This is a genomic window from Microbacterium sp. DT81.1, assembly GCF_049844955.1.
Classification (GTDB): Bacteria; Actinomycetota; Actinomycetes; order Actinomycetales; family Microbacteriaceae; genus Microbacterium.
The window spans coordinates 403,272-425,621 of sequence record NZ_JBNCMA010000006.1; the positions used below are offsets into that span (position 1 = coordinate 403,272).

The window sequence follows — 22,350 nt, forward strand, 5'->3', positions numbered from 1 at the left end:
ACACTATGAGCCTCACCGTGACGCCCATTCGCTTCGAACATCACCGCAACGCAATCGGCATCGATGACGCGGAGCCGCGCTTGTCCTGGCAGACCACGAACGCCCCGACGGGGTGGGTTCAGGCCGGCTACGAAATAGAGCAGCGCGACCGCGACGTGGTCTCTGTGTCGTCCCCGGAGTCGGTGCTGGTGCCGTGGCCGTTCTCTCGGCTCAGCTCACGCGAGCGTCACGAAGTGCGGGTCCGCGTCATAGGCGCGGACGGAGTCGTATGCGAATGGGGCCCCTGGGCAGTTGTCGAGGCCGGGCTGCTCGATGATTCGGACTGGACCGCGCAGCCGGCGGGCCCGGCTGACGACGCCATCCCGGCACCGCTGCTACGCGCGGCTTTCGCCACCACCGATGCTGCGATCACGCGGGCACGCGTGTACGCCACCGGGCACGGGCTGTTCCAGTTGGAGATCAACGGCGCCCGTGTCGGCGATGATGAGCTCGCCCCCGGCTGGACGACATACGAGTCCCGGTTGCGCTACACCACCTACGACGTCACGGACCTGGTTCACACCGGGGACAATGCGATCGGCGCTTGGCTGGGCGATGGCTGGTGGCGCGGCTACCTCGGATGGGGCGAGAAGAAGGCGCTCTACGGCTCGCAGCTGAGCTTGCTCGCGCAGCTGGAGATCCACTACGCCGACGGCACACGGCAGATCATCGGCACCGGCCCTGAGTGGACCGCCGGGACGGGGCCGATCAGCTCCGCCGACATCTACAACGGCGAAGACTACGACGCCCGCGCGTTCGACCCGCGGTGGTCATCGGCGGGGTTCGATGCAACCGGCTGGGCGCCCGTGGCAATCAGGGAACCCATCGCCGCGGCGCTGGTAGCCCCCGACGGACCACCGGTGCGGGTGGTGGAGACCCGACCCGTGCAGCAGGTGATCACCTCCTCTTCGGGAAGGATGATTCTTGACTTCGGGCAGAACCTCGTCGGCCGGCTCCGGATCACCGTCACCGGCGACGCGGGTGCGGTGATCACCCTCCGGCACGCGGAGGTGCTCGAGCACGGCGAGCTGGCCGTGGATCCGCTCCGCGGCGCGAAGGCGACAGACACGTACACCCTCGCCGGGACCGGAGAGGAATCCTGGGCGCCCCGGTTCACGTTCCACGGGTTCCGGTATGCGGAGGTCACCGGGTGGCCGGGCGACTTCGATGCGGCATCGGTGGTGGCTGAGGTGATGCACTCCGACATGGAGCGCACCGGCTGGTTCACCACGTCGGACCCGCTGGTGCAGCGGCTGCACGAGAACGTTGTGTGGGGAATGAAGGGCAATTTCGTCGACATCCCCACCGACTGCCCGCAACGTGACGAACGTCTCGGGTGGACCGGAGACCTGCAGGTGTTCGCTCCGACCGCCACGTACCTGTACGACTCTGCCGGATTCCTGACCTCCTGGCTCAAGGACCTGGCCGCCGAACAGCGCAACCTCGGCGGCACCCCGATGACCGTCCCCGCCATCGTCACCGGATACACCGGCCCCACCGCGGGGTGGGCCGACGCGGCAACTGTCGTGCCCTGGACGATCTACCAGGCCTACGGCGATGTGTGGATCCTGGAGACGCAGTTCGAGAGCATGGCGGCGTGGGTCGACGAAGTGACCGCCGCGGCCGGCGAGGACCGAGTGTGGAGTGCAGGCTTCCAGTTCGGAGACTGGCTCGACCCGACCGCCCCCGTGAACCGCCCCGAACAGGCGCAGACCTACCCCGAGATCGTCGCCACGGCCTACTTTGCAAGGTCCGCTCGCATCGTCGCCGATAGTGCACAGCTCCTCAGTCGCACCGACGACGCCACCCGCTACGGGGCGCTGGCCGACGAGGTGAAGTCGGCGTTCTACCGCGAGTACGTCTCCCGGTCCGGCCGGGTGCTGTCGGACTCGGCGACCGCCTACGCGTTGGCGCTGGTGTTCGATCTGATCGACGACCCCGCCGAGCGGCAGCACGCCGCCGACCGCCTCGCGCAGATCGTCGCCGGCAACGGCTACAAGATCTCCACCGGCTTCATCGGCACACCGATCATCACCGACGCACTCAGCGCGAACGGGCATGCCGCCGTGGCTTACCGGCTGCTGCTGCAGACCGACGCGCCGTCGTGGTTGTACACCGTCGAGCAGGGCGCGACCACGATCTGGGAACGATGGGACTCGCTACTGCCGGATGGCACAGTCAACCCCAGCGGAATGACCTCGTTCAACCACTACGCCTTCGGGGCGGTCGCCGACTGGATGCACCGCGTCGTCGCCGGCCTCGCACCCGCCGCGCCCGGCTACCGACGAATCCGGATCGCCCCGCAACCACCGCGACGCGGCCTGACGTCGGCATCCGCCACCCTGCAGACCCCCTACGGTCGCGCCGGATCCGGGTGGGAGCTCAGCGACGGGCAGCTGCACCTGAGCGTCACCGTCCCCGCGGGTGCTACCGCCGAGATCGTCCTCCCCTCCGGGGCGACCCATCAGGTCGCGTCCGGATCGCACGAGTTCGCGGAGGCGTTCGAGGTGGATGCTGAAGAGACCCGCATCTTCACCGTTGACTCGCGAATGGGCGACATCATCGACGACAAGCAGGCGATGGCCGTCCTGACCGGCGTGATCGGGAAGTGGATCCCGGAAGCGGCAGAGCACATGTCCGGTGGTCTCCGCGGGCAGGAAGAAGTCACCCCACGGCAGATCACCGGGATGCTGCCCAACCCGGCAGCCGTCCTCGCCGACCTCGAACGCGGGTTCGCCGCGATCTCGGCCGGTGAGGACATCCCGCTCGAGGTGATCACCGCCCCCGCGCCGACTGTCGAGGACGATGCGGAGCTCGGGGCGAAGGCCGCGATGCTCACGGGCGCGGGGTTCTGGGAGACGAAGGAAGGCGAGGGTATCCGGCCGATGACCCTCGTCGACGGTCCGCACGGGGTGCGACTGCAGAAGGCGGGCTCGGACCACCTCGGCATGAACGCGAGCGAACCGGCCACCTGCTTCCCCCCGGGAGCGGCGATCGCATCCAGCTGGGACCGCCACCTGATCCGGGAAGTGGGTGCCGCGATCGGCCGCGAGGCGCGCAGCCTCGACGTCGACATCGTCCTCGGCCCGGGCGTGAACATCAAACGGTCCCCGCTAGGCGGACGCACGTTCGAGTACCTCTCGGAAGACCCGCGCCTCAGCGGCGAGCTCGGCTCGGAATGGGTGAAGGGGCTTCAGAGCACCGGCGTGGGGGCGTCCCTGAAGCACTTCGCCGTGAACAACCAGGAGACAGAGCGGATGCGGGTCAGCGCAGAGGTCGACGCCCGCACACTTCGCGAAATCTATCTGCCCGCATTCGAGCGGGTCGTCACCGAGGCGGACCCCGCCACGGTGATGAGCGCGTACAACGCCATCAACGCGGTGTACTCATCCGAGAACCACTGGCTGCTCACCGAGCTCCTGCGCGAGGAATGGGGCTTCAGAGGGCTGGTCGTCTCGGACTGGGGTGCGATCAAGGACCGGGTCGAGGCGCTCCGGGCTGGCCTGGACCTGGAGATGCCAGGCTCCGGTGACGAGGGCACGGACGCGATCCTCGCCGCTGTAAGCGACGGTCGCCTGGACCGGCACAGCGTGGAACGCAGCTTCGACCGGGTCGCGCGTCTCGCCGAGCGCACGAAGCCCGATGCCCAGGTGCCCATCGATCTCAGCGAGCATCATGCACTCGCGCGGCGGGCCGGCGCCGAATCGGTCGTCCTGCTCCGCAACCAGAACGACGTGCTTCCGCTGCGCGCCGGTACCACAGTGGCCGCGCTCGGGGGCTTCGCCGTCGACCCGCAGTACCAGGGCGGTGGCAGCTCCCACGTGAACCCCACCCGGGTCGACATCCCCCTCGAAGAGCTCCGCGCCGTTCTGGGCGACGGAAACGTCTCGTATGCCGAGGGCTACTCGAAAGACTCAGCCGTCGATGCCGCCCCGTTGCTGGATGAGGCGCGGCAGGCCGCAGCATCCGCCGACGTGGCCGTCGTGTTCGTGGGCCTGTACGAGGTGGACCAGTCCGAGGGATTCGACCGGGACGACATCGATCTCCCACCCGCCCATGTCGAACTGATCCAGACGGTCGCGGCCGTCGCCACGCGCACGGTGGTGGTGCTCATGAACGGCGGAGTGGTGACGCTCGAGCCCTGGCACGACTCCGTGGACGCCATCGTCGAGGGCTGGGCCCTCGGACAGGGCGTGGGCGGGGCTCTCACCGACGTGCTCACCGGGGCAGTCAACCCATCCGGCCGGCTCGCCGAAACCATCCCCTTCGCTGTGGCGGACAACCCGTCCTACCTGAACTTCCCGGGCGAGAACGGCACCGTCCGGTACGGCGAGGGTGTCTTCGTCGGCTACCGGTACTACACAACAGCCCAGCGCGACACCCGATACCCCTTCGGGTACGGGCTCAGTTACACAAGCTTCTCGCACGGGGGTTTGGACGTCGTGGCCACCGGCGCCGACACCGCACGGGCTCGGGTCACGGTGCGCAACACCGGGCACATCGCCGGCGCCGACGTCGTCCAGTTCTACGTGGCACCAGCCCCGTCAGGAGTGCGCCGACCCACGCGAGAACTTGCCGGGTTCGTCAAGGTGCACCTCGAACCGGGGGAGTCGACCGTCGTCGAGGTGGAGCTGGATCGTCGCGTGTTCGCGTTCTGGGACGTCACCGCCGATCGGTGGCGGGTTGAACCGGGGACCTACACGGTGCAGCTGGGTCGCTCCGCCGCGGAAATCATTGACGAGATGGCCGTCGCCCTGGACGGAGACACCGACCGGCCCCGGCCGCTCAGCCTCGACTCCACAGTCGGGGACTGGTTCGGTCACCCCGTGGTCGGTCCGGCGCTCATGCAGGCGATGATGGCCGGTGCCTCCCCCGAGCAGCTGGCCGCAGCCGAGGACAACGGCAACATGCTCAAGATGGTCGAGTCCATGCCGATGAACCAATTCGCCCGGTTCCCCGGAGTCGAGATCCCCGACGAAGCGCTCGACCAGCTGATCGCCCTCAGCCTTTCGGGTGCAGCGGAGCCCCTCCCGGAATCGGTCGGAGCGGGAGCATGACCACCCGAACGAAGCCGACCTCCGGCCGGCGAAAAGTCCTCCTCACCGGCGCCACCGGCAACTGGGGGACCGCCACCCTCCGCGCTTTCCGGGAACACCCCGATACCCTGGTACGCGCGTTCGCGTTGAACACCGCCCACGACCGAGCTGTGCTGGCACAGTTCGAAGACATGGAGAATCTGGAAGTCGTGTGGGGGGATCTCACCCGCTACGTCGACGTTCTGAATGCCGTCACCGGTGCAGACGTCATCCTGCACGTCGGCGCAGTCGTCTCACCGCTGGCCGACCAACGCCCGGACCTCGCGCGACGTGTCAACATCGGGTCGATGCAGAACATCATCCGCGCCGTTCGCGCCCAACCCGACCCCGCAGCCATCGGCGTCGTGGGAATCGGGTCGGTCGCCGAAACCGGCGACCGTCAAGCGCCGGTGCACTGGGGGCGGGTGGGTGACCCGTTGCGTGTGTCCCAGTTCGACGAATACGGGCAGACCAAGGTCATCTCCGAGAAGCTCCTCATCGAGTCCGGGCTGCCCCGCTGGGTATGGCTCCGTCAGACCGGAATCTTCCACCCCGGAATGCTCGAAATCCGGGACCCGATCATGACGCACTCCCCGTTCGCCGGAGTCATGGAATGGGTATCCGCCGAAGACTCCGCCCGTCTCCTCGTCGCCGCGGCATCCCTCGAAGCGCCCGAGGAGTTCTGGGGCGGCGTCTACAACATCGGCGGTGGCGAATACTGGCGTCTGACCAACTGGCAGTTGCAGACCACCCTCGGCGCCGCCATGGGCGTCACTGACATCCGGCGCTGGTATGACCGAAACTGGTTCGCGCTGCGCAACTTCCACGGGCAGTGGTACATCGACAGCGACCGGCTGAACGAACTCGTGCCCTTCCGCCAGGACACGTTCAGCTCGGCCGTCGACCGGGCCATCGCCGCGGCACCCCGATCGGTACGCGCCGCCGGCAACGTGCCCCCGTGGATCGTGAAGAACCTCGTCATGAAGCCACTCACTCGGAAGCCCCGAGGGACGATGGCCGCAATCCGGGCGCGGGAAGAGCAGGAGATCGGCGCACACTACGGCTCCCGCGAAGCGTGGCAGCAGATCGGAGACTGGACCACGTTCACCCCGCCAGACCCGTCAAGGACTCCCACCCCGCTCGACCACGGCTACGACGAGACGAAATCACCGACGTCCTGGACGGCACTGGACTACCTCGAGGCGGCCGCCTTCCGAGGTGGCGAACTGCTCAGCGTGACGGTCGTACCCGGCGACTTCCGAACCCCGCTCACCTGGCGATGCGCATTCGACCACGTCTTCGCAGCAAGTCCGAAACTCGTCCTGACCGCCGGGCACTGGTGCCCCGACTGCGTGCGCGATCCCGCCGGATACTCGAGGCAAGCAGAACGCAGCGCATTCCTGGCCCAGGTCGACACCCCAGCCCCCCATCCCATAGCCGCCGCCGCAAAATAGCGGAACCGCGCTGGTGCACATGTCCCCTTCTTCCCGACTACCCACACGGGAAGCGCGTCAATGTCAGTCGGCCGGATGCGTGTAGGAATCCGGGAAGTAGCGTCGACGAACCGACGTCGATCGCCGCACACCAGCGTGGATTCGGGCGGTTCTACGCACGGTTGATCATGCCGTCTTGTTCTTGGTCAATCGGTCTTTGCGCGCAGATGCCTTTCCGGTGGCCGATCCCGATGCGGGTGACTTTCCTGCGGGCGATGGATATCGTCAGATCGTGATGTCGGCCAGCGTGAGGCCACTGATGATCGTGGTCGCTACCACGACACTTTGTCTCGCTGGTTGTCAGGGACAAGCGCGTGGAGTGTCGATTCCGCCCGGCTTTGAGGATCTTCCGACCTGTCCGGTAGCTCAAGTCCCCATCAGTGAACTCTCCGCGATGGGTGAACCGGGATGCGACCTCGCAGGAACGTCGCTCACCTTCGCAGAGGACACTCTGGCGTTCGCCGTAGGCCCTCCACCCTTGGACGGCGGTGTGCCGGCACTGACGATTCCCTCCGTTGGTGCTGTGTTCAGTCAGGGCGATGGCAAGGGACGTGAGCTGCTGATCGTCAATTGGGGAGTGCCGGGTGTCGCGGTCGCCGCCATCGACGATGGTCGCGCCGTTCAGATGTGGGCAAGCAGCGCTGCCGCACAGGATCTTCAGCTTCAGCAACTGGCGATCGAGGACGTTGTGTCCGACTGATTCGGAACCCACAACTCGTCCCGACCATCGGGTTTCCCGCAGATCGCGACCACTTCTCTGTGCAGCTGCCACCCGGCATCCCACGCCGCCTGCCCGTGGTCGACGACGGAGAACAGGCGGATGCCGGCTGATGGCATCCGACTGCCGAACACCTGGATCGACAGCGACTGCGTGACAGATGAGCCCCCGCGGCTGATCTGTGACAGCAACGGCTGACGGACTCAGCTACTCGGGCCGTCCACCGATCGCGGTTGCCTCAGATACGCGCGTCTGGACGGGACCGAACGCTCCGGCTCGTGTATCACTCAGGCACGCCCACCCCTCTTGAACGGCGACCACCCTCAAAAGATCGGATGTGATCGCTGTGCCCAACAACCTTGCTCTTCAGCCCCTCGCTGAGTTCACGCGCGGCATCGATGACGCGCTGCAGCTCGCCCTCAGGAACCAATGGGTAACGGAAGTTCCCCTCGCCGTGCTGCTCGGCGAGGAGGTGTCCCTCGCGTCGGATCAGACCCCCATCCGCAGCCAGCAGGACCGCGGCAGCTGCTGGGCCTTCGCAGGCATCGCCGCCCTGGAGGCGGCCTACAAGCGCCTCCACGGACTGACGCTCGACCTCTCGGAGCAGTATCTCTTCCACATCTGCAAAGCGCACGAGAGCGACTTCGGCAATCACTCCCTCATGGGGTTCCAAGGCTCGAGCGACATCGTCAAGCACATGGAGCGCATGCGGGTTCCCGAAGAGGGGGATGCCCCGTACATGACGCAGGCGAACATGATCGCCACGATCCCCGGTGCCGCGGCCCTGAACACCGCCCCGAGCCCCTCGCAGGAGCAGAGGGACGACTTCGAGTTCTCGCCGGTGCACATCCCCTTCGTCGCCCGAGGCAACGCGAAGTACGGCGTGGCGTCTTCGGGCGTTCTCTCGAACTTCTCGATCGCGGATCTGGAGAACGTGATTCGGGCCAAGCACGAGGTGGTCGTCAACGTCACTGTCAGCGGCGGTGGACACGTGCTGCTGCTCGTCGGCTTCAACAGCACGCAGCGGTACTTCCTGGCGAAGAACTCGTGGGGCGAGGGCGGACTGATCCGCATCAAGTACGAGAACGATCCGCAGTTCAGCATCAACACGGGCATCGCGCACTACATCATCGACGTCATCGATCCCGCCGTCGACCGCCGCGCGGCGTTCGTCGGGCAGTGGGACATGGATCACGACGGATGGCGCGGGCGTCTGACTCTGCGCCGATTCACCGACCTGCGGGCAGCCACCGATACGTTCTCACCGGGCGACGCCACGAAGCTGGGCAGCTACTACCTGGATGGCGGAAAGCACGACGTGACGGGGTGGTTCGCCGACGCCGGCCAGACGGCGCACCTTCGCATCGCGGACATCGGAGGCGGAGGGCAGGACTTCACTCTCAGCGTCTATTCCAACGACGTGCATCTCGCCGCGGGCGACACCTCGTGGGCGGGCATCCCTTTTGGCGCGCAGATCCGCCGGACGCCGATCGAGGGTGCGCCCGCCGACCCGTTCGACCGGGTGGACTGGCTCGGCACGTGGGAGATGAACCACGACGGATGGCGCGGTGCGCTGGTCATCGACGGCATCGACCCCGCATCCGGAGGGGCCGCCCTGTCCTATCGACGCTCCACCGGCGAGGTGCGCCCCGCCTTCGGAGGAGTGCGGTCGGATCACCCTCACGTGATGGACTTCACGATCGACTTCGGCCCCGACAACTCGGCCCAGACCTTCACGCTGCAGCACCACACCCGCGAGCGTGGGATCGCGTCGGGATTCACCACATGGGCCGGGCGACGATTCGGCGCCATCGCCAAGAAGACCGCGGACAAGCCCGCGTGGCGAGGCTTCGAGATCGCCCCGGTCGGGAGCGGCTCCGCCATTCCGAACATTGCGGCGGTCTCGCGGATCCCGAACTCGATGGAGACGTGGTGGGTCGGGCCGAGCGGGTCGATCGAGGCCGGCTTCTGGTACGACGGGGGCCAATGGACGCGATACCAGCTCGCCCCCGCCGGCGCGGCGGCCCCGGCATCCGGCATCGCGGTCGTGTCTCGCATCCCGAACTCGATGGAGCTGTGGTGGATCGGACCGAGCGGGTCCATCGAGGCGGCTTTCTGGTACGAGGGAGGCGCCTGGACCCGGTATCAGGTGGCCCCCGACGGGTCGGCCGATGTCAGCTCCGGAATCACCGCCGTCTCGCGGGTCCCGAACTCCATGGAGCTGTGGTGGGCAGGGCCGGACGGATCCGTCGAAGCGGCTTTCTGGTACGAGGGCGGCCAGTGGAGCCGGTACCAGCTCTCGCCCGCCGGCTCGGCCGGGCGCGGGTCCGAGTTCTCGGCGGTCTCGCGCGTCCCGAACTCGATGGAGCTCTGGTGGACCGGACCTGCGGGTTCGGTGGAGGCGGCGTTCTGGTACGAGGGCGGTCAATGGGGCCGGTACCAGCTGTCCGGTCCTGGGTCGGCGGCTGTAGGCGGCGGCATCGCGGCCGTCTCGCGCATCCCGAACTCGATGGAACTGTGGTGGACAGGGGCCTCCGGCTCGATCGAAGCGGCGTTCTGGTACGAGGGCGGGCAGTGGACTCGGTACCAGGTCGCGCCGGATGGGTCCGCGCTGCCCTCGAGCGGCGTGGCGGCCGTCTCCCGCAAGCCCGAGACCATGGAGCTCTGGTTCGCGGGCGCCGACCAGTCGGTGCAGGGGGCCTTCTGGTACGAGGGTGGCTCGTGGACCCGGTACGGGCTCGAGGGCCCGCAGCAGGCGGGCAACCCGTTCGCCGTCGCAGCGGTGAGCCGGGTTCCGGGCTCGATGGAGTTGTGGTGGTCGGGCTCAGGCGGCAGTGTGCGGGACTCCTTCTTCTACGAGTTGTAGAGGGTCGGCAGGGCGGCGCGGAGGTCGTACAGCGGCCTCCGCGTCGCCGCAGGACCTGTTACGGCGCGCTGGGCCCGGAGCGCGCCTACTTCTCGAACCAGCCGTAAACCTCTGACATCGCGTTGTCGTACGCGGTGAAGTGGGCTCCGTTCGACCGAGTCGCCTTGGCGTTCCCCCCACCAGGCGTTCGTGACCGTCTTGAACGGAGTCGGGTCGTCGTTCGCTTTGACCACGTTCGATGCAACACCCCGCACCTGGGCGGGTGATCGGTGGACGCGGTCACCGTTTGGCACAGCCTCCGAGCGCGCAGGGTACCGACCTTTTGAGCTGCAGCGAATGCGACCTGCACCAGCACACTGTGCCGTACGTTTAGGGAAATCGGTCGAATCCCCCCTTCGGCAGCCCACCCCCAGATCGGGCCGTCACTGCCGCTTTACCTCGAAGGCGAGGCGCGGATGAAGTTGCTCGGGCGTCAGGACGAGCGCGCTCACTTGATGGAGTTGATCCGGGAAGGGCCGCGCCTCATAGGAATCAGCGGACGCGCGGGAGTGGGCAAGAGCGCATTGTTGGCATCGCTGGCCGACGCACCACCCGAAGGCGCCGACGTGTGGAAAGTGGACCTCCACGAGGCGGGTGAGTCCGGGCTGTGCGAGGGAATAGTCCGGCGACTCGGGGTGGCCGTGCTGGCCCCTTCTGGAGCGGACTACCGGCCTGTGGAGCGGGTCGTGCGGGTGATCGGTGGCACCCCGGTGGTCCTTGCCTTGGACCATGTTCCTGAGCGCACACTTGACACACCCGAGACCGACGAGCTGTTGGACTCCTGCCCGAACCTCCGCGTCGTGGTGGCTACCTCTACTCGGGTGCTCGACGCAACCGAGAACATCGCGTTGCAGCCGCTTCACGTTCCGCCTCCCGGCGCCTCCTTCGAGGAGGCGCTCGCCTGCCCCAGTGTTGCGCTCTTCATCGATCGGGCGACGAGCGCAGACGCCCGATTCCGGGTTGAGGAGAAGACGATCGATGCCGTCGCGGAGATCTGTCGACTCGTGGGCGGGCTGCCTTTGGCAATCGAACTCGCGGCAGCGCGCATCCGGATGCTCTCACCCGAGAGGCTCGCCGTCGAGCTCTCGGATGCCACCGCGGCACTGGACCTGCTGTCTCCCGGTTCCCACACGCAGCGAATGGGCCTCCGCCAGGCGATCGCCGCGACGTTCGGCACGCTTCGCGACCACGAACGGCTCCTCCTCGGCCGCCTTTCGTGCTTCAGCGGGCCATTTCCGTTCGAGGCAGCAGTCGCGGTGGGTGGTCAGCCCTACGGCGATGTTGCCGACGGGCTGGAAAAGCTGACCGACCTCCGCCTGATCGAGCCGGACGAGCCGGCGTCCGGGGAAGCCGTGTACTCCATGCTGCCCATCATGCGGCGGTTCATCGCCGAGAGCGGCATCGATGCGGACGCCGCCGCGGTGCGCCGGACCTACCTGGAAGGAGTGCTGCGGGATGCTGACCTCGCCGTGTCGCGAGCGACTCGCACGTCCGCGGTCATCCACGCTCACACCCTGCGGCGCGACCTTGTGGATGAGGGACTGCGGCGATTCGCTTCGGACGCAGGCGGGTCGGCGGCGTGGCTCACTGCATGCGCGGCTCAATTGGTCGGCAGTGCGGAGTCGGTGATCGTGGGGGAACTCCTGGAACGGCTCATCGAGACGAGGGAAGTGGACGCGCTCCCCCCCGCCGACCGCGCGCGCGTCTGGCTGTGGTCCTCGAACGCCCTGGCATTCTCGCCTGACGGCGCCGCCATGGCGGAACTCATCCAGGAGCGATGGGGGCGCGGCGCTGACCTGATCGACGTGACGTCGGAGCCCCTGCTGGCACTGCAGAGCAGAAGCATCGCGGTCACCAACGGCGTGACGACCGGTGACCTGTCCACCGCTGTGCTGGCCGCGCGAGAGGGCGCGCGGCTTGCGCTGAGCAACGCCTTTCCGACGTGGGCGGCCAGATTCGAGGTCCTCGATGCCGCCGCAGTGCATGCCACCGGCGACGTGACCGCGGCGGTCAGGCTCGCGCTTGCCGCCCTGCGGCACGCCGAGCGCGTCGGCGATCTGGAGGCGATCGTCGGAGCGACGATCGTGCTCCGAACGGTTCCGCTTGGCAGCGTCCCGGGGAACGCGGCGCTTCCCTCGCTCACCGACCTCCTGGCTCTTGCGAGGAGCCAAGAGGACGTCGTCCGGGAGTCGTTCCTGTTGGGAGCGCTGACACGCATCGAGCTCAGCGAGGGCAGAGCGCAGGAGGCGGCGCACTGGTGCGCCGAGCGCCTCGCCGCTGGTGCGGCACGTGGCTGGTCATATCTGTTGACGATCTCACTCGTGCACGCGACCCTCATCGCTGCGACTCTCGGTGACCTGCCCTTCGCAGCACGCATCCTGGGTGCGCTCAGCGCCGATCGCGAGCGCGTGCTTCGCGCCATGGCCCCCGCAACGACGGCGCAGCTGGAGAGGACGAGTGCGATGGCCGACAGCCGACTGGGCGCTGCGCACGTCGCTGCTCTCAGGGCAGGAGGGGCGCTCCTGACTCTTTCGGATGCATCAGCGGAGGTCGTGCGCTGGCTGCGACGTCACGCAGCCCACGTCGATCATCCGGTCGACACCGCCACGGGCGAAGCGTCGCTCACTCCACGGGAACGCGAGGTGCTCTCTGTTCTGGCCGAGGGATGGACGAACCAGCAGATCGCGGCCCACCTTCATATCTCAGTGAAGACGACGATGCACCACTCGGTGGCGATCTACCGGAAGCTTGCGGTACGCGGGCGGGCGGAGGCGACCGCTTACGCGCACCGGCATGGCATGGTCCGTTCCGATTCGCCGCCTGCGTGACGGATGCCGGGCGGGAGAGCGCGGCCTACGGCTTGGACGCGATCCGCCGGCCAAGTGCACCGGAGCGGGGTGCGCGGGCGCGTGGCCACCGCATCCCTCCGAGTAAGCAAGGCGCGACCGTGTGCCGGTCGGCAGTTCGACGCTCAGGGTCGTGCTGACTCCGGGCGCGGCGGAAGCACGAATGTGTGGATCTCCGCGATCCGCCCGTCTCTGACGATCACGATGTCCCTGCCGTCCACGATCGACTGTCCCGTGGGGCCGTATGTCCATTCCAGATAGCCGATGTCGCCGCTCTCGTACGGTCCGGCGGCGATCGCGAACTCGAACCCGGGTGACTCGGCCTGTATCCGCGCGACCTTCTCCATCAGGGCGGGAACTCCCACCACCGTGCCGTCCCGGTCCGAGAAGCTCACGTCGGGAGCGAAGATGCGGTCGGCGACACCCAGCCCACGGCTGATGTCCCGATCCCCGAAGACGTCCAGCAGCATGTGCCGCAGCAGAGTCGGTGTGTCCATATCGCGCTCATTCCGAATCGGCGACATCCATCGACCTTAGAGTCCGTTGACCCCCTCTCGCGGGATTTCGGCCCGCGAGAATGTTCTCTTCCCCCCTGATGGCTGCGCGACGTCCGGGAACGCTACTGGTCGCCGACCTTGCGGTCGGCGGCGTCTTCACCGGCGTTGATCTTGTCGTCGAACTTCCCACCGGTGGCCGAGTTCGCGGCGTCACCGGCCTTGTCGATGGCGGCATCGGATGCCTGCTCGCCCTTCTCGCTGTTCAGGAATTCCTTGGCCTTGTCTCCGAGGCCTCCCAAATCTGCCATCGCAATCTCCCATCGTCTCTGAGTCGTCACCGCGAACGGATGCGGCGCCCCACCAGTGTCCGCCGCGCGCGCGCCCTGGTCACGGGGCTTGACACCTCGGCGCGCGGGACGCGCATGGACACGCGAGCGCGGACGGATACTATGAACGTAGTATTGAATCGTCGAAGGGGTCGCCATGGTGACGCCCGCCACTGCCTGGTCGCCGCCGCTGCCGGAGGCATCCGGCTTCGATCATGTCGTCATCGAGACGCCCGGCTTGCGGACGCACCTCGCCGTCATCGCGGCGCACTTCATCACGGACGATGCTCCGGCCGCGGTCGCCGACCTCTCCCTCGGCTGGTTCGAACGAGCAGCGTGACGGGGGTTTCGGGGCCGCCGTGATACCGGGATGACGGCAGTATGACGACGGGTGAGTGATTCGGCCGTCTGTCGGCCGAAATCGGACAATGCCACCGCCAGCCGACCGGATCGCTCGGAGCACGCCGCCCCGACGCTAGCCTTCGACGATGGACGCCATGACGCAGCTCAGCACCGCCGCCACCGCCAATGCGATGGTGCGTCTCGGAATCCCCGCGACCACCGCGCCGTTTGGACTGCGGTCTCTCGCCCCGCACTTCGTCGCGGAGGGCCCGGCAGTGCCCATCACCCACCTGGGCAGTGTCGACGTGCTGCTGGAGGCCATCGGCGAAGCGCCCGTCGGGAGCGTCCTCGTCATCGACAACGGCGGCCGGAGGGATGAATCCTGTGTCGGCGACCTGCTGACCCTGGAGGCGCAACGGGCCGGCCTCGCCGGCATCGTGATCTGGGGCCTGCACCGCGACACGACGGAGCTCCTCGACATCGGCCTGCCCGTGTTCAGCCTCGGGTCGCATCCACGGGGACCGATTCGCGTGCCTCCCGGCGGCCCCGCCATGTACGCGGCGGTCGTGGACGGCATCGTCGTTCGCCCGGGCGACGGGGTGGTCGCCGATGCCGACGGTGTCGTCTTCGTGCCGAGAGACTCGATGGAGGCCGTCGGTCAGACCGCGCGCGCCATCATGGCGACAGAGAAGGCGCAGTCCGAGCAGATGCGGGGCGGCGTATCGCTGCGCGATCAGATCGGCTTCGAGGACTACCTAGCCGAACGGGCGTCGAACCCGACGTACTCGCTGCGCGACCACCTGAAAGCCCGCGGCGGCGCGGTCGAGACCTGATCGCTCTCCGCCGAGTCGACCGAGGACCTACCGCGGACCGATGGCCGCCTCGATGAGGCGTGCGGCCGCGGCGGCCCCATCCTCCTGGGCGTAGGCGTCGCGCACCTCCGCAGCGGCGGCGCGGATACCCGGCTCGGTCAGCACCCTGCGCACCGCCGCCAGGAACCGGGGCTTCGACACGTCCTTCGGTGACACGGCGATGGCGTTGCCTCGTCGTTCGCACGCGCGCACGTGCCACGTCTGCTCGGGCTGGACGCCCATCCCCACGAACGGCACGCCGGTCGCGCATGCCGTCTGGACGGTGCCCTGCCCCCCGTGCAGCACCGCGGCATCCACCAGGCCGCCCAGCTGGTGCGCCGGCAGCAGGTCTGTCACGTGGACATTGGGCGGAACCGTGTCGCCGGGCTCGAGGTAGTGCCGGATGGGGGCGACGACGTTCACCGGCAGCTCCCCAAGTGCACGCGCCGCCGCGAGTGCGAGTCGCCGGTCGGCGGACGAGCCGAGTGCGAGATAGAGGAGGGGGTCGGATGCCGCGGCCAATTCCCCGACGATCGGCGGGAGTGGTGCCTCGATATGAGCGAAGATCGGGCCGATGCGCTCGAAGCCAGGCGGCATCCGGAAGCCCTTCAACTCCCACGGCATCTCGGTGAGCAGATTGCGGTCTGCGGTCAGCAACGACGCGGCCGTGCGCAGCGGGGGCACGCCGTTGGACTTGGCGACCTTCGTGAACGACCGAGGCGCGAGCGGAGCGCGCGTGTAGACCCAGCGGAAAGCCGAAGTCGCCAGCACGTCCGCCGCGCGTGCCGGCCATCCGTCTCCGCGGATGAACTCCATGCGACGCGTCTGCTGCACCTGGGCAAGAGTCAGCGCGAACGGCACAGGATAGAACAGCGGCACCTTCTCGGCGCGGGCAGAGATGTAGGACGTGAGGTTGGACCCGGTCACCACGACGGGAGCGTCCAGCTCCCGGATCAGCTCCCGCTCCACGTCGACACGCGCGGCGACCAGCTCAGCGGTGAACGGCGTGCGCAGCCCGCGTCCCTGATCGAAGGCGATCGCCTGGTCGCGTTGGGCCTTCGACCACGACGGAGTGCACGCGCGATACTCGAAACCCGCGTCGTTGATCAGGGAGACGTAGTCCTCTTCGTAGCCCATGAAAACGGACCGGTGGATCGGGTGAAGCGCGCGCGCCACCTCGATCATCCGCGTCGTCTCGGCGAGATTGAAGGTCACGGGACAGAAGAGGACGTTGACCACGCTCAGTTCCCTTCGAGAAGGCGCACGGCCCAGTCTCAGCGCACGCGACCCCTGCGGCAAGTATCGCGGGCAAGGTCACTTCGTGCCGTGGCCGAGTCGAGGGGTGTACTCTCCCGCACATCGGTCAGTATTCGAGAAGCGTCCCCGAACCCGGAGCCGTAGCGTGTTGATGGCCGGAACCACCACGGCACATCGACACGAAGGAGCATGGCATGGCTGAGAAGACGGCTGGACTGTCCGAGGAGGAACGCGCTGCAGTCAAGCAGCGCGCCGCCGAGCTGCGCGCGCAGGAGAAAGCCGGGAAGAGCCGTGCTGCCGGGGAGAAGGCGGTCCGCGAGGCGATCGCGGAGATGCCGGACGAGGATCGTGTCCTTGCCGAGGGGATCGACCGGATCGTCTCGGAGGTCGCCCCGCAGCTCGTCCCGAAGACGTGGTACGGCTTCCCGTCGTACGCCGACGAGGATGGCAAGATCGTGGTGTTCTTCAAGGCCGCCTCGAAGTACACCACCCGTTACGCCACCCTCGGCTTCGAGGAGGCGGCTCAACTCGACGACGGCGACCTCTGGGTCACCTCGTTCGCCCTCCGCGCACTCACCCCGAAGACGGAGAAGACGATCGCCGACTACATCCGCAGGGCCGCGGGCGGATCCGGCACGTAGACGGACCGAGCTCTCTGCAGAGAGGCCCGATCAGGGGCCCGGCTCGGCGGAAGGGGAGCCGTCGAGCACGAGCCGGTACCCCATGCCCGCCTCGGTGAGCAGGTGCGCGGGGCGCGCGGGGTTCTCCTCGAGCTTCTTGCGCAACTGCGACAGGTACAGCCGCAGGTAGCCGGTGTCGGCGACCTGCTCTGTGCCCCAGATGTCCTTGAGCAGTGCCTGGCGCGTGACCAGGGCGCCGGGGTTGCGTGCGAGGAACTCCAGGATCTGCCACTCGGTCGGCGTGAGGTGCACGAGTGCTCCCGCGCGGGTGACGGCCTTCGCGGCGAGGTCGACGCGCACGTCGCCGAATGAGACGACGGGTTCGTCGACGGATGCCGCGGACCGTCGCGACAGCGCGCGCAGGCGCGCCAGCAGCTCGTCGATCTGGAACGGCTTGGTCACGAAGTCGTCGGCGCCGGCATCCAGAGCCTGCACTTTATCGGCCGAACCGGAGCGGCCCGATACGACGATGATCGGTGCGCTCGTCCACCCCCGCAGAGCCTCGATCACCTGCACGCCGTCCAGGTGCGGCATCCCCAGATCGACCATGACGATGTCGGGGTGCTCCTTGGCCGCCAGGGCGATCGCCGCCGCGCCATCGGGCGCGGCGACCACGTCGTATCCGTGTGCGGAGAGAGTGATCCGCAGCGCGCGCACCAGCTGGGGATCATCGTCGGCGACCAGAACCTTCACGGCGTCTCCCGAGCCACCGGCAGCGCGATCACCATGGTGAGGCCTCCTCCCGGGGTGTCCTCGGGGGTGAGAGTACCGCCCATCCCCTCGGTGAACCCCTTCGAGAGCGCGAGCCCCAGTCCGAGCCCCGTGGTGTTGTCGGTGTCTCCCAGGCGCTGGAAGGGGGCGAACATCTCGTCCCGGCGTTCGCGTTCGATGCCGGGGCCGTGGTCGGCGACCCGCAGCTCCGCCGTCCGTCCCCGCACCTCCGTCGTGACGCCGACCGTCGTGCCGGCCGGCGCGTGGCGCTCCGCGTTGGACAGCACGTTCACGAGCACCCGCTGCAGCAGCACGGAATCCGCGCTGATGGCGGGCAGGTCCGGATCTAGGGCGAGGTCGACGGCGTCGGGACCGAGGCCGAGTTCCTCCAGGGCGGCGAGCACCACATCCGCGGCATCCACCGGCTGCAGCGACGCGGCGAGGACGCCGGCCTCGACACGGCTGACGTCGAGCAGGTCGGTGACGAGCTTCGACAGGGCCGCGAGGCTCTCATCCGCGGTCTCCATCAGCTCTTCCCGGTCTGCCTCCGACAGGTTGGAGCCGCTCGCGCGAACACCGCCGACGGCGGCGATCGCCGCTGCGAGCGGCCCGCGGACGTCGTGGCTCACGGCGGACAGGAGTGCGCTGCGCACCTGATCGGCGACCGCGAGCGCCTCTGCCGCGCGGGCGGTCTCGGTGAGTTCGGCCCTTTCGAGGGCGGCGCCGAGTTGGGCGACGATGACGTCGAGGAGGCGGCGTTCCGAGGCATCCAGCGCCCGCCCGTGCAGCTCGAGCGTCGCGCGCGCCGCTTCGCCGCGTCGACCAACCGGCACGGGGACGAATCGCCCGTCCCGCACCGGTTCGCCGTCGGTGGCGAGAACGGAGCCGTCGGCATCCACGAGCCGCACCCCCGACAAGGCGAACGCCTCGCGCGCTCTGGTCACGAGCGCGGGCACCGCGCTCTCGCCGCGCAGCACGTTGCCGGCGACCGTCGCGAGCAGCTCGGCCTCGGCCGCGGCCCGCTGGGCGCTGCGCGCACGGCGTGCCGCTTTGTCGACGATGTAGCTGACCAGCAGTGCGATCACGACATACAGAAAGAGCGCCCAGAGGTGCAGCGGATCCGAGACCGCGACCGTGAACTGCGGGGCGACGAACAGGAAATCGAGGGTCAGACCCGAGAGCACGGCGGCGAAGAGCGCGGGCCAGATGCCGCCGACGAGCGCCACGACGACGACGAGCAGCTGGAACGCCAGCACCTCCGACGTGATGGACTCGGGTGTGCGGGCGGAGTAGAGCAGCCAGGTCAGGAGCGGTCCGCCGACCAGCGCCACGACGAAACCCAGGGCAACCCTCTGCCGGCTGAGCGCCCCGCCGGTCACCCGCGGCAGCGCGAACCGGTAGCCCGCGGCGGCGTGTGTGACCATGTGCACGTCGATCTCGCCGGACTGCCGGATCACCGACATGCCGACGCCCGCACCCGAGAGAACGGCGGACAGGCGCCCGCGGCGGCTGTCACCGATCACGAGCTGCGTCGCGTGATGCGATCGCGCGAAGTCGACGATGGCGCGCGGGATGTCTTCGCCCACGACCTGGTGGTAGGTGCCGCCGAGCGATTCCAGGAGAGCCTGCTGCCCCGCGAGGTCGCCCGGCGATGCGGAGCGCGTGGAGTCCTCACTCGACACGTGCACCGCCAGCAGCTCGCCGCCACCGGCCCGCTCGGCGACCCGCGCCGCCCTGCGGATGAGCGTCTCGCCCTCCGACTCGCCGCTGAGAGCCACCAGTACGCGCTCGCGGCGTGCCGCCCCCTCGTCGATCTCGTCCACCTTCTCGATCCAACACCCACGCCGCCCCTCATCGGTGGTCCTCACGACATCCATGCACTCCGCGGCGGTCGGCGCGCGCATCAGCGCAGCGCCGCCGTCGACTCCTTCTCGGGCGCGGATGCGGGTGCCGGCGGACCGGCCGGACGGGTGGCGCGGCGCCCGTTCGTCTCCACCTCGAGGTCGGGCCTGCCGGCCCGCTGGTCGCCGGGGAGGGGGCGCGAGCGGCGTCCGTAGATGAGCTCCGACGAGTCGAGCAGCCACGGCACGAGGGTGATCGACACGCCGTGCACGAGCATCAGCTGCTGTGCGATGCGCTTCGATCGGCGGTTGTGCAGAGGCGCCTCCCACCAGTGCCCCACGATGTACTGCGGCAGATAGACGGTGACGACCGACGAGCCGAACTTCTCCCGGTACTGCTTGATGAACTTGGCCACCGGCGACGCATACGACCGGTACGGCGACTCGATGATGACGACTTTCATCGGCACCCGATGCTCGGCCCACTGCTTCTGCAGGGCCTCGGATTCCTCGTCGCTGACGGCCACGTGCACCGCGATCGCCTTGTCGTGCTTGGCCGCGAGCGCATACTCCACGGCCTTCAGCACAGGCTTCTGCAGGCGGTTGACGAGCACGATGGCCAGGTCGCCCTCGGCACCGAAGTGCGTCGTGTCATCGACGCGGATCTCGTGCTCGACGTCGCGGTAGTACCGGTTCACCCCGATCATCAGGACCGCGAGGATGGGAATCGCAATGAACACCAGCCAGGCGCCATGGGTGAACTTCGTCACGGTCACGATGAGCAGCACCGAGATGGTCATCGCCGCCCCGACGCCGTTGATGGCGAGCCCGCTGTAGATGGAGCGACGCTCCTGGCGGGCGGCGCCCTGCGCCGCGGCATCCGGCGACAGCTTCGCCAGCTCACGCAGCGCGCGTCGCCAGTGCCTCACCATGCCGATCTGCCCGATCGAGAACGACACGAACACGCCGATGATGTAGAGCTGGATGAGCGTGGTGAGGTTGGCCCGGTACACGATCAGCACCGCGATCGCGGCGATGCCGAGGAGGATCATGCCGTTCGAGTAGACGAGACGGTCGCCGCGCGTGTTGAGGGCCTTCGGCGCGAAGCCGTCGCGGGCGAGCACGGCCCCGAGCAGCGGGAATCCGTTGAACGCCGTGTTCGCCGCCAGCAGCAGCACGCACGCGGTGGCCGCCTGCACGAGGAAGAACGGGATCGAGCCCATTCCGAACGTCGCGGCGGCGACCTGCGCCATCAGGCTCGGCTGAGGTCCGGCGGCGCAGTCGAACCCGATGAGGTTGCAGGGGTTCTCGGCGTAGTGCACTCCGGACACGAGGGCGATGGCGGTGAGGCCGGAGAAGAGCAGGATCGCGATGCCGCCCATGAGGACCAGCGTCATCTGGGCGTTGCGCACCTTCGGCTTGCGAAAGGCGGGCACGCCGTTCGAGACTGCCTCGACGCCGGTGAGGGCGGAGCATCCGCTCGAGAAGGCCCTCAGTACGAGCAGGATGACGGCCGCCTGGGTGAGCGACTCGCCCTGCACCCCGTACGCCGCGCTGGATGCCACCGGCGGGTCGCCGAGAAGGGTGCGCGCCAGTCCGACGACGATCATGACGGCGACGGATCCGATGAAGACGTAGGTCGGCACGGCGAAGGCGAAAGACGCCTCGCGCACGCCGCGCAGGTTCACGAGGATGATCAGGACGACGAACCCGACGGCCAGTTCGATGCGCAGCGGGTCGAGCACGGGAAGCGCCGAGATGATGTTGTCCACGCCCGAGGCGACCGACACCGCGACGGTCAGCACGTAGTCCACGAGCAGGGCGGCGGCCACCACCACCCCCGGTCCTTCGCCGAGATTCTTGCGCGCGACCTCGTAATCGCCGCCGCCGGAGGGATACGCCTTGATCAGCTGCCGGTAGCTCGCCACCACGACGATGAGCAGCAGCACGACGCCCGCCGCGACCCACGGCGAGAACGCCAGGAAGGCGGTGCCGCCGATCAGCAGGATCATGAGCAGCTCCTGCGGTGCATACGCGACCGAGCTCAGGGCATCGGACGCGAAGATGGGCAGCGCACGCTTCTTGGGGAGGAGCTGATCCTCCAGCTTCTCGGAGTTGAGGGGGTCGCCGAGGATGAGGCGCTTGGCGAGCGGGGGCTCGTCGCCCGGTTCGCGGGATTGACTGGTCACGGCGAGCGACACTACGCTCGCCGCGGCACCCGCCAGCGCTCCGAAGCAGTTTCCTCACGGAATCCATGCGGCACGCCTGCCCGTCCATGCAGACGGGTCGCGGGGCCGATGCCTGGCACAGATTGTGCTTCGAAGCAATCCGTATCCCCGCTCAGCGGTGGAAGGGTACAAAGAGATGTGAAAACGATCCTTTTCTCGAACACTTCCCTGCTGACCGGTGATGACATCGCTCTGGCGGTGTTGCACTACAGCGGAGCGCTGGCCGAGGCGGGCCTGGCGGAGACGATCGAGATACCGATCCTCGAGGGGGACGGTTCGCGCGGCACGGCACTCATGCTGGTCGGACCGGCCAGCCAGATCGTGGCGGTGGATGCGCATGCCGGTGTGGAAGAACTGATCGATCGGGATGCGGTGGCCGAGCTCGAGGTGAAGATCCAGCAGCTGCGTCCTGTGGTCAGCACCGACGCGGAGCCACCGGCGCATGAGCAGTGGGTCGAAGAGATCTAGCTGTAGTTCCCTGGGACGTTGTGAACATCTGAGGTAAGCGAAGACCTCCGCGTCAGGATGTGGGTTACCACAC

General features: G+C 68.1%; 15 protein-coding genes. 9 read left to right on the forward strand and 6 right to left on the reverse strand.

Going from position 1 to position 22,350, the window contains the following annotated elements; genetic code table 11:
* The first annotated feature begins 17 nt into the window (after positions 1-17).
* The 5 genes from ACLQ2Q_RS17720 (at position 18) to ACLQ2Q_RS17740 (ending at position 13,058) form a co-directional block, all read left to right on the forward strand.
* The gene (locus ACLQ2Q_RS17720) at positions 18-5,096 is read left to right on the forward strand and encodes a family 78 glycoside hydrolase catalytic domain (protein ID WP_425822292.1); all 5,079 of its coding nucleotides are present in this window, start codon (positions 18-20) and stop codon (positions 5,094-5,096) included.
* A complete protein-coding gene (locus ACLQ2Q_RS17725; protein WP_425822294.1) occupies positions 5,093-6,568 on the forward strand; it encodes an NAD-dependent epimerase/dehydratase family protein in 1,476 nt (491 codons plus the stop codon). Before ACLQ2Q_RS17720 ends, ACLQ2Q_RS17725 begins: the two co-directional genes overlap by 4 nt.
* Before the next feature lie 175 nt (positions 6,569-6,743).
* On the forward strand, positions 6,744-7,307 hold the full coding sequence (locus ACLQ2Q_RS17730; protein WP_425822296.1) for a hypothetical protein: 564 nt from the start codon (positions 6,744-6,746) through the stop codon (positions 7,305-7,307).
* 355 nt (positions 7,308-7,662) lie between these two features.
* Positions 7,663-10,191, forward strand: coding sequence for a C1 family peptidase (locus ACLQ2Q_RS17735; protein WP_425822298.1), 2,529 nt, complete (start codon positions 7,663-7,665; stop codon positions 10,189-10,191).
* Positions 10,192-10,646: 455 nt separating this feature from the next.
* Positions 10,647-13,058: a helix-turn-helix transcriptional regulator gene (locus tag ACLQ2Q_RS17740; RefSeq protein WP_425822301.1), complete on the forward strand. Its 2,412-nt coding sequence runs from the start codon at positions 10,647-10,649 to the stop codon at positions 13,056-13,058.
* A gap of 143 nt (positions 13,059-13,201) precedes the next feature.
* Here the strand turns inward: ACLQ2Q_RS17740 and ACLQ2Q_RS17745 are convergent, their stop codons facing one another.
* Together ACLQ2Q_RS17745 and ACLQ2Q_RS17750 are read right to left on the reverse strand one after the other, a co-directional pair.
* Positions 13,202-13,573, reverse strand: a complete 372-nt coding sequence (locus ACLQ2Q_RS17745) for a nuclear transport factor 2 family protein (protein WP_425822303.1) — start codon at positions 13,571-13,573, stop codon at positions 13,202-13,204.
* Between the two features lie 122 nt (positions 13,574-13,695).
* On the reverse strand, positions 13,696-13,881 hold the full coding sequence (locus ACLQ2Q_RS17750) for an antitoxin (protein ID WP_425822305.1): 186 nt from the start codon (positions 13,879-13,881) through the stop codon (positions 13,696-13,698).
* A 175-nt stretch (positions 13,882-14,056) separates the two neighbouring features.
* Here ACLQ2Q_RS17750 and ACLQ2Q_RS17755 point away from each other — a divergent pair, with 175 nt between their 5' ends.
* Both ACLQ2Q_RS17755 and ACLQ2Q_RS17760 read left to right on the forward strand, forming a co-directional pair.
* Entirely contained in the window at positions 14,057-14,239 is a 183-nt protein-coding gene (locus ACLQ2Q_RS17755) for a hypothetical protein (protein WP_425822307.1), read from the forward strand.
* A 148-nt stretch (positions 14,240-14,387) separates the two neighbouring features.
* Positions 14,388-15,074 (forward strand): RraA family protein, encoded by a 687-nt coding sequence (locus tag ACLQ2Q_RS17760; protein ID WP_425822309.1) that lies wholly within the window; start codon positions 14,388-14,390, stop codon positions 15,072-15,074.
* 27 nt (positions 15,075-15,101) lie between these two features.
* Here ACLQ2Q_RS17760 and ACLQ2Q_RS17765 read toward each other — a convergent pair whose 3' ends face one another.
* Positions 15,102-16,331, reverse strand: coding sequence for a glycosyltransferase (locus ACLQ2Q_RS17765; RefSeq protein ID WP_425822311.1), 1,230 nt, complete (start codon positions 16,329-16,331; stop codon positions 15,102-15,104).
* Positions 16,332-16,543: 212 nt separating this feature from the next.
* Here ACLQ2Q_RS17765 and ACLQ2Q_RS17770 point away from each other — a divergent pair, with 212 nt between their 5' ends.
* Positions 16,544-16,990, forward strand: a complete 447-nt coding sequence (locus ACLQ2Q_RS17770) for a hypothetical protein (protein WP_425822313.1) — start codon at positions 16,544-16,546, stop codon at positions 16,988-16,990.
* Between the two features lie 30 nt (positions 16,991-17,020).
* Here ACLQ2Q_RS17770 and ACLQ2Q_RS17775 read toward each other — a convergent pair whose 3' ends face one another.
* The 3 genes from ACLQ2Q_RS17775 to ACLQ2Q_RS17785 form a co-directional block, all read right to left on the reverse strand.
* Positions 17,021-17,722 (reverse strand): response regulator, encoded by a 702-nt coding sequence (locus ACLQ2Q_RS17775; RefSeq protein WP_425822315.1) that lies wholly within the window; start codon positions 17,720-17,722, stop codon positions 17,021-17,023.
* Positions 17,719-19,563 (reverse strand): ATP-binding protein, encoded by a 1,845-nt coding sequence (locus tag ACLQ2Q_RS17780; RefSeq protein ID WP_425822316.1) that lies wholly within the window; start codon positions 19,561-19,563, stop codon positions 17,719-17,721. Before ACLQ2Q_RS17780 ends, ACLQ2Q_RS17775 begins: the two co-directional genes overlap by 4 nt.
* An 80-nt stretch (positions 19,564-19,643) precedes the next feature.
* Entirely contained in the window at positions 19,644-21,770 is a 2,127-nt protein-coding gene (locus ACLQ2Q_RS17785; RefSeq protein WP_425822318.1) for an APC family permease, read from the reverse strand.
* 177 nt (positions 21,771-21,947) lie between these two features.
* Here ACLQ2Q_RS17785 and ACLQ2Q_RS17790 point away from each other — a divergent pair, with 177 nt between their 5' ends.
* Positions 21,948-22,277, forward strand: a complete 330-nt coding sequence (locus ACLQ2Q_RS17790) for a hypothetical protein (protein WP_425822320.1) — start codon at positions 21,948-21,950, stop codon at positions 22,275-22,277.
* Positions 22,278-22,350 lie beyond the last annotated feature (73 nt).